Origin of the sequence: Stenotrophomonas sp. WED208, assembly GCF_040984485.1 — a bacterium.
GTDB classification, from domain to species: domain Bacteria; phylum Pseudomonadota; class Gammaproteobacteria; order Xanthomonadales; family Xanthomonadaceae; genus Stenotrophomonas; species Stenotrophomonas riyadhensis.
In genome coordinates this window covers 1,527,912-1,541,714 of sequence record NZ_JAZARB010000001.1, presented here as the reverse complement: position 1 = coordinate 1,541,714, position 13,803 = coordinate 1,527,912, and the positions used below count along the sequence as shown (strand labels likewise).

The following is a 13,803-nucleotide window of genomic DNA, read 5'->3' as shown; positions in this document are numbered from 1 at the left end:
ATGGACCAAACGCTGATCAACCGCATTGTCGAAGGTGCCCTGCTGGCCTCCAGCCAGCCGCTCACCCTGGCCCAGCTGAAGGACCTGTTCCCGGAAGAGGAACCGGCACCACCGGGCAGCATCGAACGTGCGCTGGAACGCCTGCGCGAAGCCTGCGAAGGGCGTGGCGTGGAACTGGTCGAGGTCGCCTCCGGCTTCCGCTACCAGGTCACCGGCGAAGTGCATGCCTGGATCAGCCGGCTGTGGACCGAACGCAAGACCCGCTATACCCGTGCCACCCTGGAAACACTGGCACTGATCGCCTACCGGCAGCCGATCACCCGCGGCGAGATCGAGCAGGTGCGTGGCGTGGCGGTCAGCAGCAACATCATCCAGGCACTGGAAGAACGCGAATGGATCCGCGTGGTCGGCCACCGCGACGTGCCCGGCAAGCCGGCACTGTTCGGCACCACCAAGGGCTTCCTGGATTATTTCGGCCTGAAGCGATTGGATGAGCTGCCGCCACTGTCGGAACTGAAGGACCTGGGCGAGCTGGAACCCCAGCTGTCCCTGGACCGCGATGCACCGGCGGCGGCAAGCGCCGATGGTCCTGACATCTCGGCCGGCGCCGAAGGCGCTGCCGCGAACGATGATGCCGGCCAGGCCGGCAGTGACACCCCTGATTCCGTCGATGCAGCCCCTGCGTCGGCCTCCGATGAGCAAGCACCTTCGCCCTTCGATGATGGGCACCCCGATTCCGCGCCGGGCGAGCGCGCGGTGCCAGTGAACGAACGCGAAGACAACGCCGTCGCGATGACGACCGTGGCTGTTGACCAAGCCGATTCCGAACCAGAGGCCGACCTCGAAACCGTCGGCCGGAGCAAAACTGATGAGTGACACCCCTCGCAAGCTGTCGTTGAACAAGCTTTCGCTGAAGCGCGAAGCCACCTCCGAACAGTTCAAGTTGGAAGAACGCCTGCACAAGGTGCTGGCCCAGGCCGGCCTTGGCTCGCGCCGCGCGCTGGAACAGCGCATCGCCGAAGGCCTGGTCAAGGTCAACGGTGAAGTCGCGCAGACCGGCATGTCGGTCAAGAGCGGCGACAAGATCGAACTGGATGGTCGTGGCTTCGTCGCCACCGCCCTGGCCGAGCCGTCGCGCGTGCTGGTCTACAACAAGCCGGAAGGCGAAGTAACCACCCGCGATGATCCGGAAGGTCGCCCGACCGTGTTCGAGTCGCTGCCGCCGCTGAAGGGCGCGCGCTGGATCGCGATCGGCCGCCTGGACATCAACACCACCGGCCTGCTGCTGGCCACCACCGACGGTGAACTGGCCAACGCCATGATGCACCCGTCGTTCGAGGTCGAGCGCGAATACGTGGTGCGCGTGCGCGCGCCGGAAGGAGAGGAAAAGGTCTCCGACGCCATCGTCGATCGCCTCACCCGTGGCGTGGCCCTGGAAGATGGCCCGGCCAAGTTCGACGAGATCGAACGCATCGGCGGCACCGACTCGCACGACTGGTTCCGCGTCGTGGTGAAGGAAGGCCGCAACCGCGAAGTGCGTCGCCTGTGGGAGTCGCAGGGCTGCCAGGTCAGCCGCCTGAAGCGCACCCGCTATGGCAAGGTGAGCCTGCCGCGCGAACTGGCCCGCGGCCATTCGGTGGAACTGGGCACCGCCCAGGTGGAAGCCCTGCGCGCGCAGCTGAAGCTGGAAGAAGGCGCACCGTCGGCACTGACCCTGCAGCCGGTGATCGGCCAGCGCCGCGCCGCCAAGACCACCGTGCGCGTGCGCGAAGGTGGCCGCGGCAACGCCTACGTCAACGGTCACAACACCGCTGACGAAGGCCGCGAGCTGCGTCGTTTCGACAACGTCCGCGAAGACCGCGGCCGTGGCCGCGGTGGCAAGGGCGGCGGCTTCAAGGGCGGCCTGACGGTCAGCGGCGAAGCGGCGGCCAAGCAGTCGCAGAAGCCGTTCAAGCAGCGCGCCCAGAAGAACGATCGTTCGCTGCCGGAAGGCAATCCGGCGGCGTTCCGCACCTGGTACGTGCCGGATGGCGTGAGCACCGGCCCGAGCGGCCATCGCAATGCCGGTCCGGGCGCACGTGGCCCGGGTGCCCGTGGTCCGGGCGCAGGCGGCCAGGGCCGTCCGTACGGCAAGCCGAAGGGTCCGGGTGCTGGCGCCGGTGGCGGCCAGGGCCGTGGCGGCTTCGGTGGTGAAGGTCGTGGCGGCGCAGGCGGCCAGGGTCGTCCGGCCGGTGCCGGCAACCGCTCGCAGGGCCAGGGCAACAAGCACCCGTACGGCCATCCGGGCAATGCCCCGAGCTTCCCGTCCGACCACGCCACGCCGGGCTTCAACCCGTATGGCAGCCCGAAGCCGGCGCAGGGCGCCCGTCCGGGCGGTCGCGGTCCGGGCGGCGGCAACCGTGGTCCGGGCGGTAATCGCGGTCCCGGTGGTCCGGGTGGCAACCGTGGCCCGGGTGGCCCCGGCGGCAACCGTGGTCCGGGCGGCCCGCGCCGCAGCGGCCCGCGCGGCGGCTGATCAGCAGCGACGTTGAAATGAGTTGAAATGAAAAGCCCCGGCGCAGGCCGGGGTTTTTTTTGAAAAGGGGACGGAGGGGATTAAGTCGTTTTTGCATCAAAGGGGCGAAAGCGACTTAATCCCCTCCGTCCCCTTTTGCGTGGCGCTGGAACGCGGCTGGCGTGGTGCCGGTCATGCTGCGGAAGAAGGCGATGAACGGGCTCTCGGCGGAGAACCCGGTGTCCTGCGCCACATGCGCGACGCGATGGCCGAGCAGCAGCAACTCCATGGCTCGCATCAGGCGCCATTGCTGACGCCAGGCCTGATAGCCCATGCCGGTATCACGCTGCATCAGCCGGCCGACGGTACGCACGCTCAGGTCCGCACGCGCGGCCAGCTCGCCCAGTTCGGGCGGCAGCTGCTCGGCCAGCGGCAGACAACGTGCGATCCGCGGATCACGCGGCAGAGGCAGGTCCATCGGCGCCACCGGTGCAGCGGCGATCTCCAGCACGCACAACGCCAGTTGATGGTGTGCGCGCGACGACTGCCAGTCATGGTTGAACGGTGCCTGCGCGATCGGCTCCAGCAAGGCCTGCAGCAGCGGGCCCACGCTGATGATCGCAGGCTGCTGCGGCAGTTGCGCCGATAACGCGACATCAAAGTACAACGAGCGGTAGTCGACCGCCTGGCGCATCTGTGCACGATGAAGCAGACCGCCCGGAATCCATGCCGCGCGCGACGGTGGCAGCAGGCTGATGCGATCTCCGTAGGTCAAGCGCGTGCAGCCCTGCCGGGTGTAAAGCAACTGCGCACGTGCGTGCCGGTGCCAGCCCGAATCATGGTCGGCCAGCGAAGAGGCGATACCCAGCACGGGCGCACTCCAGGCGTCTGCGTCGAATCGCGCATCCGGCTGCAACCACGCCATGACCGATTTCCTACATTTCCTGACAGGACCTACAGAGTGCGCCAACAGGGCCGCGACCACAATGCGCGCCCCTGTTTCCGGAGTGCCCGCATGCCGCGCCGCCTTCTACTGCTCACCATTGCTCTGCTGATGTTCCCGCAGCTGGCGCAGACCTTGTACAGCCCTGCCCTCGCCAGCCTGGCCGAACGCTTCGCGTTGCCACCCAGCGCCGCCAGCCAGGCAATGAGCCTGTACCTGTTCGGCTTCGCTGCAGGCGTGCTGCTGTGGGGGCGCCTGGCCGATCGTATCGGTCGTCGCCCTGCCCTTCTCTGTGGCCTCGGCGTCTTCGCAGTGGCTGCACTGGGCGGCTTGATGGCTCGCAGCTTCGGCCAGGTGCTGCTGGTCCAAGCGTTGGCCGCAGTCGGCGCCGCCGCCGCTTCGGTGGTCACCCAGACCGTCCTACGTGATCGTCTGCGGGGGCCGGCATTGGCGCAGGCGTTCTCGTGGATCGGCATGGCGCTGGCATTGAGTCCCGCGATCGGGCTGGCACTGGGCACGCTGCTGGTCGCTGCAAACGGCTACGCGGGCGTGCAGGCCGGGCTGCTGGTGGTCGTCGCCCTGCTGATGGCCGGGTGCACATGGGGGCTCCGCGAAAGTCGCGCCGCCGAAGGGGTGCACACGCCATTGCTGCCACTGCTGCGGCAACTGCTCCGCGATCGCTGGATCTGGTCGCAGGCACTACTGGTGATGGCGTTCAACGTGGCGATGTACAGCTGGTACGCACTCGGTCCATTCGTGTTCGCGCGCCAGCATTGGCCAGCCACCTGGTTCGGCGCCAGCGGCGCGGTGCTGGCACTGGGCTCGGCACTGGGCGCGTGGGGCAATGGCCGCCTGCTGCGTGCAGGCGTTGCCGCAACCACGCGCATCCGCATCGCCGTAGGCCTGGTCCTGACGGGAGGCCTGCTGGCCACGCTGCTGGATGATCACCCTGCCCTGGTCGCGGCGATGGTGCCGGTGGTGACGGGCTTCGGCCTTGCCATTCCCAATGTGCTCGGCCAGGCTCTGCGCGGCTATCCGCATTGTCTCGGCAGCGCAGGCGCGCTGTTCGGCCTGCTCTACTACCTGTTGATCGGCGCGGCAATGGCGCTGGTCGGTACGCTGCAGCTGCTGGCACCGACCCTCATCGCATGCGGCCTGCTGGCGCTGTGGCTGCAGCGGGATCGGCCAGTCGACAGCGGAAGGCCTGGCTGCCGATCGTAACGATGAAGGACCCGCTCCTGCTGCCACGTGGGCAGCAGGGGCCCCGGGGTCCCTGCCCCGGGGTCTGGATCAGCAACAACCGATTACTGGACGTTGATCACTTCGTCCATTGGTGCGAGGAAGTTGCCAGGGCTGTTGCGCGACGCCGAGATCACATAGGTCCCGGGTGTTGCGATGGTCGCGGTGCAATGGCGGATCGGCGTAGTGTTGCCACCGTCGTAATTGTCATTGGTATGGCACAGGAACTGGCCATTGGCATAGACCGAGAAATTACTCGTTCCATCCACCTGGCCGCCCCCTGTGATGTAGATTTCCGACGGCGAGCCAGCCACACGCGGCAAGGTCCCGATCTCGAACCTGGCCGTCACGGGATGTGGCAACAGGCTTGGACAGGACACGACGATTCCGCTGTCGGACAGGCAGACTTCGGCGTGGGCGATCGCGGGCGTGGCGATGAGGGCCACGAGCAGCACGGACGTTCTGAACTCCATTCCAGCGTCTCCAATGATCCCAGCAGAATCGCTGGGACGTCCCTGTTAGGCATTGCGGGGTTACTGCAGGGTCAAGGAAACGTAAATGCCTGCGCGCCCACAGCGTCGGATGGCTGCAGGATCCCCTGTGGGCGGCGCGTTGCACGCCTCCACTGCCGTTGGCACCCATCCCTGCCCGATGACTTCATGTCGATGCAGGATGCTCACCGCCGCGCGGCACTTTTCCGGCGCGTATCGACGCTCACACCGCATGTTAGGAATTGCTGCAAACACGAGGCATTGTGCGCCACGCCCGGAATTCACATCAGGGCGCTGGCTATCGTGCGCGCTCTCCCACACCAGGCAGATGCCCATGATCACCATTACCGCCGAACAGGCCCGCGCCAACGCCGATGCCGCCAAGCGCCCGATCGAACAGTTCTACCGCGACCTCGACAACTCGATCCAGATCGGCTCGGAGAATGGCCGCCGCTATCTCGTGTTCGGCTTCAGCCAGGTGATGGCCAGCGAGCAGCTTGTCGAAGACGTGACCGCACAACTACTCAAGAATGGTTTCGGTGTCGAACGGTTGTTGAGCGATTCCGAACAGCACTACATCCGCATCAGCTGGGACACCGCGGAGCCGCGCAGGCTCAACGCCGGCTGATAGTGAACGCGGTGCCGTCCACGCCCAGGTCCCAGCCCTTGCCCGTGCCGGACAGGGCCAGCGAGATATCGCCCTTGGTCATCACCTGCGCATTGCTGGATTTCACTGCGCCAGCGTGAGCACCCACCGAAGCGTAGGTCCCCAGCAGTTCGTTGAGGCTGACCGCACCGGTAAAGCTGCCACGCCCGTTGGTGATCTTCGACTTGCCCACGGTCAGGCCGCCGCCCTTCATCTGGATGCGCACCGGCATGCTGGCGCCGTTGCTGCAGGTGACCGTGCCATTGCCGGAGGCGGTCTTGTAGATCAGCGACCAGCCGGACAGGTTGTAGCGCAGCTGGCAATCGAGGTTGCCGGCGGCGTGCGCGGCCGGAGCCAGCGATGCGGCGGACAGGGCCAGCAGCAGGGCGAAGGACGTGTTCATGGCAGGACTTCCAGTTCGGTCGGACTGGCGGCGAATCTAGCAGCGCGCGCGTGCACGTTGGATGCAGGCGCGCGCGCTGGTGCGGCGGCGTTCAGGCCGTCGCTCAGGCCTGCTCGTCCAGATGGAAGGCATCGGCATCAAGCATCGCCGGGAAGCGCGCGCGATGGGCGGCCAGCGCCTCGGCCGAAATGGTGGTGGTGACCACCTGTTCGCGCTCGCGGATTTCCACCTGCGGCTGGCCGAGGAAATCCAGCACCGCGCTGTCACCCGCGTAATGCAGCTGGTTGCCATCGACGCCGACACGGTTCACCGCGGCAACGAAGCACAGGTTCTCGATCGCCCGCGCACGCAGCAGGGTCTTCCACGCATAGGCGCGCGCCGACGGCCAGTTGGCAACGAAGATCTGCAGGTCGAAATCCAGCTGCTGCGGACGCTCCACGTTGTAGCGGTTGCGGCAGAACACCGGGAAACGCAGGTCGTAGCAGACCTGCGGATTGATCCGCCAGCCTTTCCATTCCACGCTCAGGCGCTCACGGCCGGCGGCATAGCGTTCGTGTTCACCGCCGTAGCGGAACAGGTGGCGCTTGTCGTAGTACTGCAGCCCGCCATCGGGCGTGGCGAACAACAGGCGGTTGTAGACGCCCTCGCCCTCGCGCAGCTGCACGCTGCCGATCACCGCCGCGTTCAAGGCCTTGGCCTGCTCGCGCACCCAGGCCACGGTCGGACCGTCCATGCCTTCGGCCTGGGCGATGGCGTCGTTGGAGAAGCCACTGGTGAAGGTCTCCGGCAGGATCACCAGGTCGGTGCTGCCGGCCAGCGGTGCCAGCAACGCACCGTAGTAGGCGCGGTTGCCCGCCGGGTCGTGCCAGCGGGTGTCGCCCTGAACGAGGGAAATGCGCAGGTCCGGCATGTTCAACCCTCCGCTCACAGCAGGCGCAGGCGTTCGATCGCCGCGTCCATGGTCGCTTCGTTCTTGGCGAAGCACAGGCGCACCAGGCGCTGGCCGGCCGGCGGATTTTCGTAGAACGGCGACAGCGGAATGGCAGTGACGCCCTTCTCGATGGTCAGCCACTTCACGAACTCATGGTCCGGCAGGTCGCTGATGGCCGAGTAGTCGACCAGCTGGAAATAGCCGCCCGGCACCGGCAGCGCCTTCAGGCGGGTGCTGGCCAGCTGCTCGCGGAAGCGGTCGCGCTTGGCCTGGTAGAACGCGCCCAGCTCCAGGTGGTGTTCGGGCTCGTCGCGGATCATCGCGGCGAAGCCATACTGCGCCGGGCCGAAGCTGGTGAAGGTGTTGTACTGGTGCACCTTGCGGAACTCGGCGGTCAGCGCCGGCGGGGCGATCGCATAGCCGATCTTCCAGCCAGTGCAGTGGTAGGTCTTGCCGAAACTGGAGATGACGAACGCGCGCTCGCGCAGTTCCGGGTAGCGCAGCGCCGACTCGTGGCGGCGACCGTCATAGATGATGTGCTCGTACACCTCATCGGAGATCAGGTAGATCTGCGTGCCGCGCAGCAGCTCCGCCAGCGCCTGCATGTCCTGCGCCGACAGCATCGCACCGGACGGATTGTGCGGGGTGTTGACGATAAGCATGCGGGTACGCGGGGTGATCGCCGCACGCACGCGGTCCCAGTCGACGGCGAAGGTCTGCGGATCCAGCGACACATGCACGGCCTTGGCGCCGGCCAGATCGATCGCCGGTTCATAGCAGTCATACGCCGGGTCGAGCACGATCACTTCCTCGCCCGCACGCACCACGGCATGGATGGCATTGAAGATGGCCTCCGTGCCGCCGCTGGTGACGGTGATTTCGCTGTCCGCGTCGACCTGCGCGCCGTAGCAGTCCAGCGCCTTCTGCGCGATGGCCTGGCGCAACGGCGCCACGCCGGTCATCGGCGGGTACTGGTTCAGCCCGGCGGCCATCGCCTTGGCGGTCTCATCGATCAGGCGCTGCGGTGCGGAAAAGTCCGGGAACCCCTGTCCGAGGTTGACCGCGCCGTGTTCGGCGGCGAGCTGGGACATCACGGTGAAGATCGTGGTACCGACCTTGGGCAGCTTGGTGGTGGGTTGCATCGGCCTGGGCTGTGGGGGAACAAGGGATCCGAGTTTACGCAATCCGCGCGACGGTAGTGCCGGCCGCTGGCCGGCAACCTCGGCCCACGCGACTGGCCCCCTGGGGAATTGCCGGCCAGCGGCCGGCACTACCACGGGCATTCACCGCTACAATTGCCGCCGCACTCCGGCATGAAGACCTTTGCCCCTTGAACACCCCTGCATTGCTGGCCGCCAGCGGCCTGAGCTTTTCCCGCAATGACGAGCCGGTGTTCGGCCCGCTGGACTTCCATGTGGACGCCGGCGAGGCCCTGCTGGTGCAGGGCGGCAATGGCGCCGGCAAGACCACCCTGCTGCGCGTGCTGGCCGGCCTGGCCCGGCCCGGCGCCGGCCAGGTGCGGATCGACGGCAAGCCGGCCAGCAATGCCGAGCGAGCACGCTACGTGGCCTACCTCAGCCATCTGCCGGCCTTGAAGCCAGACCTGGACACGCTGGAGAACCTGCATTTCCTGTGTGGCCTGCACGGCCGTCGCGCACGGCAGATGCCGGGCAACGCGCTGGCCATCGTCGGCCTGGCCGGTTATGAGGACACCCTGGTGCGGCATCTGTCGGCCGGACAGAAGCGGCGGCTGGCACTGGCGCGCATCTGGCTGTCACCGGCGCCGTTGTGGCTGCTCGACGAACCCTATGCCAACCTCGACCTGGAGGGCATCACCCTGGTCAACCGGATGATTTCGGCGCACCTGCGTGCCGGTGGCGCGGCGCTGGTCACCACCCACGGCGCCTACGCCGCACCGCCGGTGCGCACCCGCCAGCTCGACCTCGGCGGTGCCGCATGATCGCGCCGGGTACCGAGCCGGGCCTGTGGCAGACCGCAGCGGCCCTGCTCAAGCGCGACCTGCGCCTGCTCTGGCGCCGCCGCGGCGATGCGCTGCAACCGCTGCTGTTCGCGGTGCTGGTGGTGGTGCTGTTCGCCCTCGCCCAGGGCCGCGAACCACAGCTGCTGGCCGCCACCGCCGGCGCGGTGCTGTGGCTGGCCGTGCTGCTGGCGGGCCAGCTGTCGCTGGATTCGCTGTTCCGCTCCGACGCCGAGGACGGTTCACTGGAACAATGGCTGCTGGCGCCGGTACCGCTGGCGTGGCTGGTGCTGGTGCGCGTGCTGCTGCATTGGGCCACCACTGCACTGCCGTTGATCGTGGTCAGCCCGCTGCTGGCGGAAATGCTGCATCTGCCGCATGACCAGCTGCCGATGTTGCTGGCATCGTTGCTGCTGGGAACGCCGTTGCTGAGCCTGATCGGTGGCGTGGTCGCCGCGCTGACCGTAGGCATCCGACGCTCTGGTATTCTCGTGGCGTTGCTGTCGTTGCCGCTGTATGTGCCGGTGCTGGTGTTCGGCGCTGGCAGTCTGGCGGCAGCCGGACGCGGACAGGATCCGGTCGGTGCGCTGCTGATGCTGGGCGCCGGCCTGCTGGTCGCGCTGGTGCTGGCACCATTGGCCACCGCCGCTGCAATACGTATTTCTCTGAGTTGACCGAGCTGAGAGCCAATCCACCCCTGCTGGATAGCCGCCACGCATGAATCCGATTGTCCGCTGGTTCCACCAACTCGGTTCGCCTCCCACGTTCGACCGTTTCGCTGCCCGCTGGTCGCGAGTGTTCTACCTCGCGGCGGTGCCGGTGCTGCTGGTCGGCATATGGCAGGCGCTGCTGGTGGTGCCGCCGGAAGCCAAGCAGCTGGACAGCTTCCGCATCCTCTACATCCACGTGCCCAGTGCCTGGATGAGCCTGTTCGTGTTCGCGCTGATGGCGCTGTATGCGGCCATCGCGCTGATCTGGCGGATCAAGGTCTGCGAGATCCTGGCCATGGCCTGCGCACCGATGGGTGCCGGTTTCACCCTGATCACCCTGTTGACCGGCAGCATCTGGGGCAAGGGCACCTGGGGCACCTGGTGGGACTGGGACCCGCGCATGACCAGCGAGCTGGTGCTGCTGTTCCTGTACCTGGGCGTGATCGGCCTGTACCACGCCATCGAGGACCGCCGCAGCGCCGCGCGCGCGGCCGGGCTGCTGGCCATCGTCGGCGTCAGCCTGCTGCCGGTGATCCGCTACTCGGTGGACTGGTGGGGTGGCCTGCACCAGCGCCAGTCGATCAACGTGTTCGGTGAATCGGCGATCAGCAGCGCGATGATCGCGCCGCTGTGGTGGATGGTGATCGGCACCAAGTTCTGGTTCGCCGGTTCGGTGCTGGCCAAGGCCCGCGCTGACAATCTCGACCGCGAGGCCGGCAAGGCCTGGGTCGGCGGCCGCGTCGATGCCGCACGCCCCTCCCGGGAGGTCCAGCCATGACCCACCTGCCCTATGTGATCGGCGCCTACGCCGTGTTCGTGCTGGTGCTCGGCGCCGACGCCATCGGTTCATGGCTTCGCCTTCGCGTGGCGCGTCGGCTGGCACTGGCCCGGCAGCAACGGCAGCAGACCCGCGCCGGCAGGCAGGACGCAGCGGCGCCGTTGTCGACGGAGCTGGAACGATGACCCCGGTACAGCGTCGCCGCCTGGTCTGGGTGCTGTTGGCCCTGCTCGCCTCCGGCCTGGCCACCGCGCTGGTGGCGATGGCGCTGGAGCGCAACATCGCCTACCTGTACACGCCTTCGGAAGTGCTGCGCGGCGATGTCGATGCGCAGTCGCGCTTCCGCCTCGGCGGCATGGTGGTGAAAGGCTCCTTCAACCGACCGGTCGGCTCGCTGGAGGCCCGCTTTGAAGTGACCGACGGCGACGCGCAACTGGCAGTGACCACGTCGCGGATCCTGCCGGACATGTTCGCCGAAGGCACGGCGGTGGTCGCCAGCGGCCGACTGCAGGACGGCACCTTCGTCGCCGACGAAGTGCTGGCCAAGCACGATGAAAAATACGTGCCGAAGGAAGTGGCCGACAAGATGGGCGACGCCCATCGCAAGCACGACGTGCCGGTGACGGCACCCGAGGTGCGCTGAGTGCTGCCCGAACTGGGTCAGATCCTGATGTTGTGTGCGTTGCTGGCCTCGCTGCTGCAGGCCGGCCTGCCGCTGGTCGGCGCGCAGCGCAACAACGCCGCATGGATGGCGGTGGCACGGCCAGCCGCCTTCGCACAGCTGCTGCTGCTCGCCGGCGCCTTCGCGGTGCTCACCGCTGCGTTCGTGCAGCAGGACTTCTCGGTGCGCTACGTGGCCGAGAACTCCAATTCGCTGCTGCCGATGATCTACCGCTACTCGGCGGTGTGGGGTGCGCACGAGGGCTCACTGCTGATGTGGGCGCTGGTGCTGGCGCTGTGGACCGGCGCGGTGGCGCTGTTCTCGCGGCACCTGCCGGCCCCGGTGCAGGCACGGGTACTGGCGGTGATGGGCGTGGTCAGCGTCGGCTTCCTCGCCTTCCTGATCTTCACTTCCAACCCGTTCCTGCGCCTGAACCCGGCACCGCTGGAAGGCCGCGACCTCAATCCACTGCTGCAGGACCCCGGGCTGATCATCCACCCACCGATGCTCTACATCGGGTATGTCGGCTTCGCGGTGCCGTTCGCATTCGCCGTGGCGGCGCTGCTGGAAGGTCGTATCGACGGACGCTGGCTGCGCTGGACGCGGCCGTGGACCAACGTCGCCTGGGGCTTCCTGACTCTGGGCATCGCGCTGGGCAGCTGGTGGGCCTATTACGAGCTGGGCTGGGGCGGCTGGTGGTTCTGGGACCCGGTGGAAAATGCCAGCTTCATGCCCTGGCTGGTCGGCGCGGCACTGATCCACTCCCAGGCGGTCACTGAGAAGCGCGGCACCTTCGGCAGCTGGACCCTGCTGCTGGCGATCGCCGCCTTCGCGCTATCACTGCTGGGCACCTTCCTGGTGCGCTCCGGCGTGCTGACCAGCGTGCATTCGTTCGCCGCCGATCCGTCGCGCGGCCTGTTCATCCTGGTGTTCCTGTCGGTGCTGGTCGGCGGCAGCCTGCTGCTGTACGCGCTGCGCGCCAGCCAGCTGAGCGTGGACGCCGACGATCCGCGCCGTGGCTTCACCGCCACCTCGCGCGAGACCCTGCTGCTGGCCAACAACCTGCTGCTGGCCACCGCCTGCGCGATGGTGCTGCTCGGCACGCTGTACCCGCTGCTGGCCGATGCGCTGTCGCTGGGCAAGATCTCGGTCGGCCCGCCCTACTTCGGCAGTCTGTTCCTGCTGCTGATGGCACCGATGATCCTGCTGCTGCCGTTCGGCCCGCTGGTGAAGTGGCAGCGCGACCAGCCTTCGCGCGCGCTCGCGCTGCTGGCACCGTGGCTGGGCCTGGCGCTGCTGCTGGGCGCGCTGGCCTGGTGGCAGGCGCCGCAGAACGGCTGGAAGGCCGGTCTCGGTGTCGCTGCCGCGGTCTGGGTCGGCTTCGGTACCGCACGCTTCGTCTGGCAACGACTGCGCGGCAACGGCCGCTTCACCGCCGAGATGCTCGGGATGATCGTCGCCCACGCCGGCATTGCCGTGTTCCTGGCTGGCGCGCTGCTGGTGGAAGCCCTGAACGTGCAGCGCGAAGTGGCGTTGGCACCGGGCCAGCAGGTGGTGGTCGGCCGCCACGAAGTACGCTTCGAGGGCGTGGACCATCGCGAAGGCCCCAACTTCATCGCCGACCGTGGTCACCTGCGCGTGTTCCGCGACGGCCGCGAGCTGGCGCTGCTGCATCCAGAGAAGCGCCAGTACGCCAGCGGCGGCCAGGTGATGACCGAGGCCGGCATCGATGCACGCTTCGATGGTGATGTCTACGTGGCATTGGGCGAGCCGCTGGGCAACAATGCATGGGCGGTCCGGGTGCACATCAAGCCGTTCGTGCGCTGGATCTGGCTGGGCGCGCTGCTGATGGCCCTGGGCGGATTCATCACCGCCGCCGATCGCCGTTTCCGTCGTCCGTAGGAGTTCCCATGTCCGAGTCCCCCGCCCCGCGCCCCTCCCGCCCGCTGCCGCCGGTAGCCATCGTGATCGGTGTGCTGTTCTTCTTCGGCCTGCTCGGGCTGATGATCTACGGGGTGATGAAATCGGGTGACCCGCAGCGCGACGTACTGCCATCTGCCCTGATCGACAAGCCGGCGCCGGCGTTCGCCCTGCCGGTGCTGCACGATCCCGAGATGATCGTGCACAGCGACGACCTGCGCGGCGCACCCTACCTGTTGAACGTCTGGGGCAGCTGGTGCGCGGCCTGCCGCGAGGAACACCCGGTGCTGACCCGGTTCGCCGAGAGCAAGCGCGTGCGCGTGATCGGCTACAACTGGAAGGACGATCCGACCGACGCGCTGCACTGGCTGGAACAGCTGGGCAACCCGTTCATGGTCGTGCTCAGCGACGTGGAAGGCCGCACCGCGATCGACTGGGGCGTGACCGCCGCACCGGAAACCTTCCTGGTCGATGGCAGCGGCATCGTGCGCTGGAAGTACAGCGGTGCGATGACCCAGCGCGTGGTCGACGAGAAGCTGATCCCGGCACTGGAGAAGATCGAGAAGGCCCAGGGCAATGCCGGCAGCACGCTGCACACGGCGCCCTGAG

General features: G+C 67.5%; 16 protein-coding genes. 11 read left to right on the top strand and 5 right to left on the bottom strand.

What is annotated here, in order from left to right:
- Both scpB and VPH47_RS06820 read left to right on the top strand, forming a co-directional pair.
- Entirely contained in the window at positions 1-876 is an 876-nt protein-coding gene (scpB, locus tag VPH47_RS06825) for an SMC-Scp complex subunit ScpB (protein ID WP_368850375.1), read from the top strand.
- Entirely contained in the window at positions 869-2,515 is a 1,647-nt protein-coding gene (locus VPH47_RS06820; protein WP_110712888.1) for a pseudouridine synthase, read from the top strand. Before scpB ends, VPH47_RS06820 begins: the two co-directional genes overlap by 8 nt.
- Positions 2,516-2,630: 115 nt before the next feature.
- Here VPH47_RS06820 and VPH47_RS06815 read toward each other — a convergent pair whose 3' ends face one another.
- On the bottom strand, positions 2,631-3,419 hold the full coding sequence (locus VPH47_RS06815; RefSeq protein ID WP_110712889.1) for a helix-turn-helix transcriptional regulator: 789 nt from the start codon (positions 3,417-3,419) through the stop codon (positions 2,631-2,633).
- A gap of 90 nt (positions 3,420-3,509) precedes the next feature.
- Between VPH47_RS06815 and VPH47_RS06810 the strand changes: the two genes are divergently transcribed.
- Positions 3,510-4,658 carry an MFS transporter gene (locus tag VPH47_RS06810; RefSeq protein WP_368850374.1) on the top strand — a complete coding sequence of 383 codons (1,149 nt, stop codon included), beginning with the start codon at positions 3,510-3,512 and terminating at the stop codon, positions 4,656-4,658.
- 83 nt (positions 4,659-4,741) lie between these two features.
- Here the strand turns inward: VPH47_RS06810 and VPH47_RS06805 are convergent, their stop codons facing one another.
- Positions 4,742-5,149, bottom strand: coding sequence for a hypothetical protein (locus tag VPH47_RS06805; RefSeq protein ID WP_153855950.1), 408 nt, complete (start codon positions 5,147-5,149; stop codon positions 4,742-4,744).
- A gap of 352 nt (positions 5,150-5,501) precedes the next feature.
- On the opposite strand from VPH47_RS06805, the gene VPH47_RS06800 reads away from it, so the two are divergent.
- Entirely contained in the window at positions 5,502-5,795 is a 294-nt protein-coding gene (locus VPH47_RS06800; protein ID WP_197611437.1) for a hypothetical protein, read from the top strand.
- Here the strand turns inward: VPH47_RS06800 and VPH47_RS06795 are convergent.
- The 3 genes from VPH47_RS06795 to VPH47_RS06785 all read right to left on the bottom strand — a co-directional run bounded on the left by VPH47_RS06795 (position 5,782) and on the right by VPH47_RS06785 (position 8,289).
- Complete coding sequence (locus VPH47_RS06795) at positions 5,782-6,216, bottom strand: hypothetical protein (RefSeq protein ID WP_110712893.1); 435 nt, start codon at positions 6,214-6,216, stop codon at positions 5,782-5,784. The two genes, VPH47_RS06800 and VPH47_RS06795, sit on opposite strands and share 14 nt — an antisense overlap.
- Before the next feature lie 103 nt (positions 6,217-6,319).
- A complete protein-coding gene (locus tag VPH47_RS06790; RefSeq protein ID WP_368850373.1) occupies positions 6,320-7,126 on the bottom strand; it encodes an amidohydrolase in 807 nt (268 codons plus the stop codon).
- A 14-nt stretch (positions 7,127-7,140) separates the two neighbouring features.
- A complete protein-coding gene (locus tag VPH47_RS06785; protein ID WP_049423978.1) occupies positions 7,141-8,289 on the bottom strand; it encodes a pyridoxal phosphate-dependent aminotransferase in 1,149 nt (382 codons plus the stop codon).
- A gap of 188 nt (positions 8,290-8,477) precedes the next feature.
- On the opposite strand from VPH47_RS06785, the gene ccmA reads away from it, so the two are divergent.
- Genes ccmA through VPH47_RS06750 form a run of 7 tightly spaced genes read left to right on the top strand, consistent with a single transcriptional unit; the run spans position 8,478 to position 13,802 of the window.
- Positions 8,478-9,107: a heme ABC exporter ATP-binding protein CcmA gene (gene ccmA, locus VPH47_RS06780; RefSeq protein WP_005413987.1), complete on the top strand. Its 630-nt coding sequence runs from the start codon at positions 8,478-8,480 to the stop codon at positions 9,105-9,107.
- Complete coding sequence (gene ccmB, locus VPH47_RS06775; protein ID WP_032129785.1) at positions 9,104-9,799, top strand: heme exporter protein CcmB; 696 nt, start codon at positions 9,104-9,106, stop codon at positions 9,797-9,799. The genes ccmA and ccmB overlap by 4 nt, the downstream gene beginning before the upstream one ends.
- Positions 9,800-9,842: 43 nt before the next feature.
- On the top strand, positions 9,843-10,613 hold the full coding sequence (gene ccmC / locus VPH47_RS06770; protein WP_368850372.1) for a heme ABC transporter permease CcmC: 771 nt from the start codon (positions 9,843-9,845) through the stop codon (positions 10,611-10,613).
- Positions 10,610-10,798, top strand: coding sequence for a heme exporter protein CcmD (ccmD, locus tag VPH47_RS06765; protein WP_005410342.1), 189 nt, complete (start codon positions 10,610-10,612; stop codon positions 10,796-10,798). The genes ccmC and ccmD overlap by 4 nt, the downstream gene beginning before the upstream one ends.
- Entirely contained in the window at positions 10,795-11,256 is a 462-nt protein-coding gene (ccmE, locus tag VPH47_RS06760) for a cytochrome c maturation protein CcmE (protein ID WP_014647764.1), read from the top strand. Before ccmD ends, ccmE begins: the two co-directional genes overlap by 4 nt.
- Positions 11,257-13,176 (top strand): heme lyase CcmF/NrfE family subunit, encoded by a 1,920-nt coding sequence (locus tag VPH47_RS06755; RefSeq protein WP_368850371.1) that lies wholly within the window; start codon positions 11,257-11,259, stop codon positions 13,174-13,176.
- Between the two features lie 8 nt (positions 13,177-13,184).
- The gene (locus VPH47_RS06750) at positions 13,185-13,802 is read left to right on the top strand and encodes a DsbE family thiol:disulfide interchange protein (protein ID WP_093999914.1); all 618 of its coding nucleotides are present in this window, start codon (positions 13,185-13,187) and stop codon (positions 13,800-13,802) included.
- Position 13,803: the final 1 nt, after the last annotated feature.

Coding starts and splice junctions, on each gene's coding strand:
- scpB (WP_368850375.1), top strand. CDS start 1: ATGGACCAAACGCTGATCAACCGCATTGTCGAAGGTGCCCTGCTGGCC.
- VPH47_RS06820 (WP_110712888.1), top strand. CDS start 869: ATGAGTGACACCCCTCGCAAGCTGTCGTTGAACAAGCTTTCGCTGAAG.
- VPH47_RS06815 (WP_110712889.1), bottom strand. CDS start 3,419: ATGGCGTGGTTGCAGCCGGATGCGCGATTCGACGCAGACGCCTGGAGT.
- VPH47_RS06810 (WP_368850374.1), top strand. CDS start 3,510: ATGCCGCGCCGCCTTCTACTGCTCACCATTGCTCTGCTGATGTTCCCG.
- VPH47_RS06805 (WP_153855950.1), bottom strand. CDS start 5,149: ATGGAGTTCAGAACGTCCGTGCTGCTCGTGGCCCTCATCGCCACGCCC.
- VPH47_RS06800 (WP_197611437.1), top strand. CDS start 5,502: ATGATCACCATTACCGCCGAACAGGCCCGCGCCAACGCCGATGCCGCC.
- VPH47_RS06795 (WP_110712893.1), bottom strand. CDS start 6,216: ATGAACACGTCCTTCGCCCTGCTGCTGGCCCTGTCCGCCGCATCGCTG.
- VPH47_RS06790 (WP_368850373.1), bottom strand. CDS start 7,126: ATGCCGGACCTGCGCATTTCCCTCGTTCAGGGCGACACCCGCTGGCAC.
- VPH47_RS06785 (WP_049423978.1), bottom strand. CDS start 8,289: ATGCAACCCACCACCAAGCTGCCCAAGGTCGGTACCACGATCTTCACC.
- ccmB (WP_032129785.1), top strand. CDS start 9,104: ATGATCGCGCCGGGTACCGAGCCGGGCCTGTGGCAGACCGCAGCGGCC.
- ccmC (WP_368850372.1), top strand. CDS start 9,843: ATGAATCCGATTGTCCGCTGGTTCCACCAACTCGGTTCGCCTCCCACG.
- ccmD (WP_005410342.1), top strand. CDS start 10,610: ATGACCCACCTGCCCTATGTGATCGGCGCCTACGCCGTGTTCGTGCTG.
- ccmE (WP_014647764.1), top strand. CDS start 10,795: ATGACCCCGGTACAGCGTCGCCGCCTGGTCTGGGTGCTGTTGGCCCTG.
- VPH47_RS06750 (WP_093999914.1), top strand. CDS start 13,185: ATGTCCGAGTCCCCCGCCCCGCGCCCCTCCCGCCCGCTGCCGCCGGTA.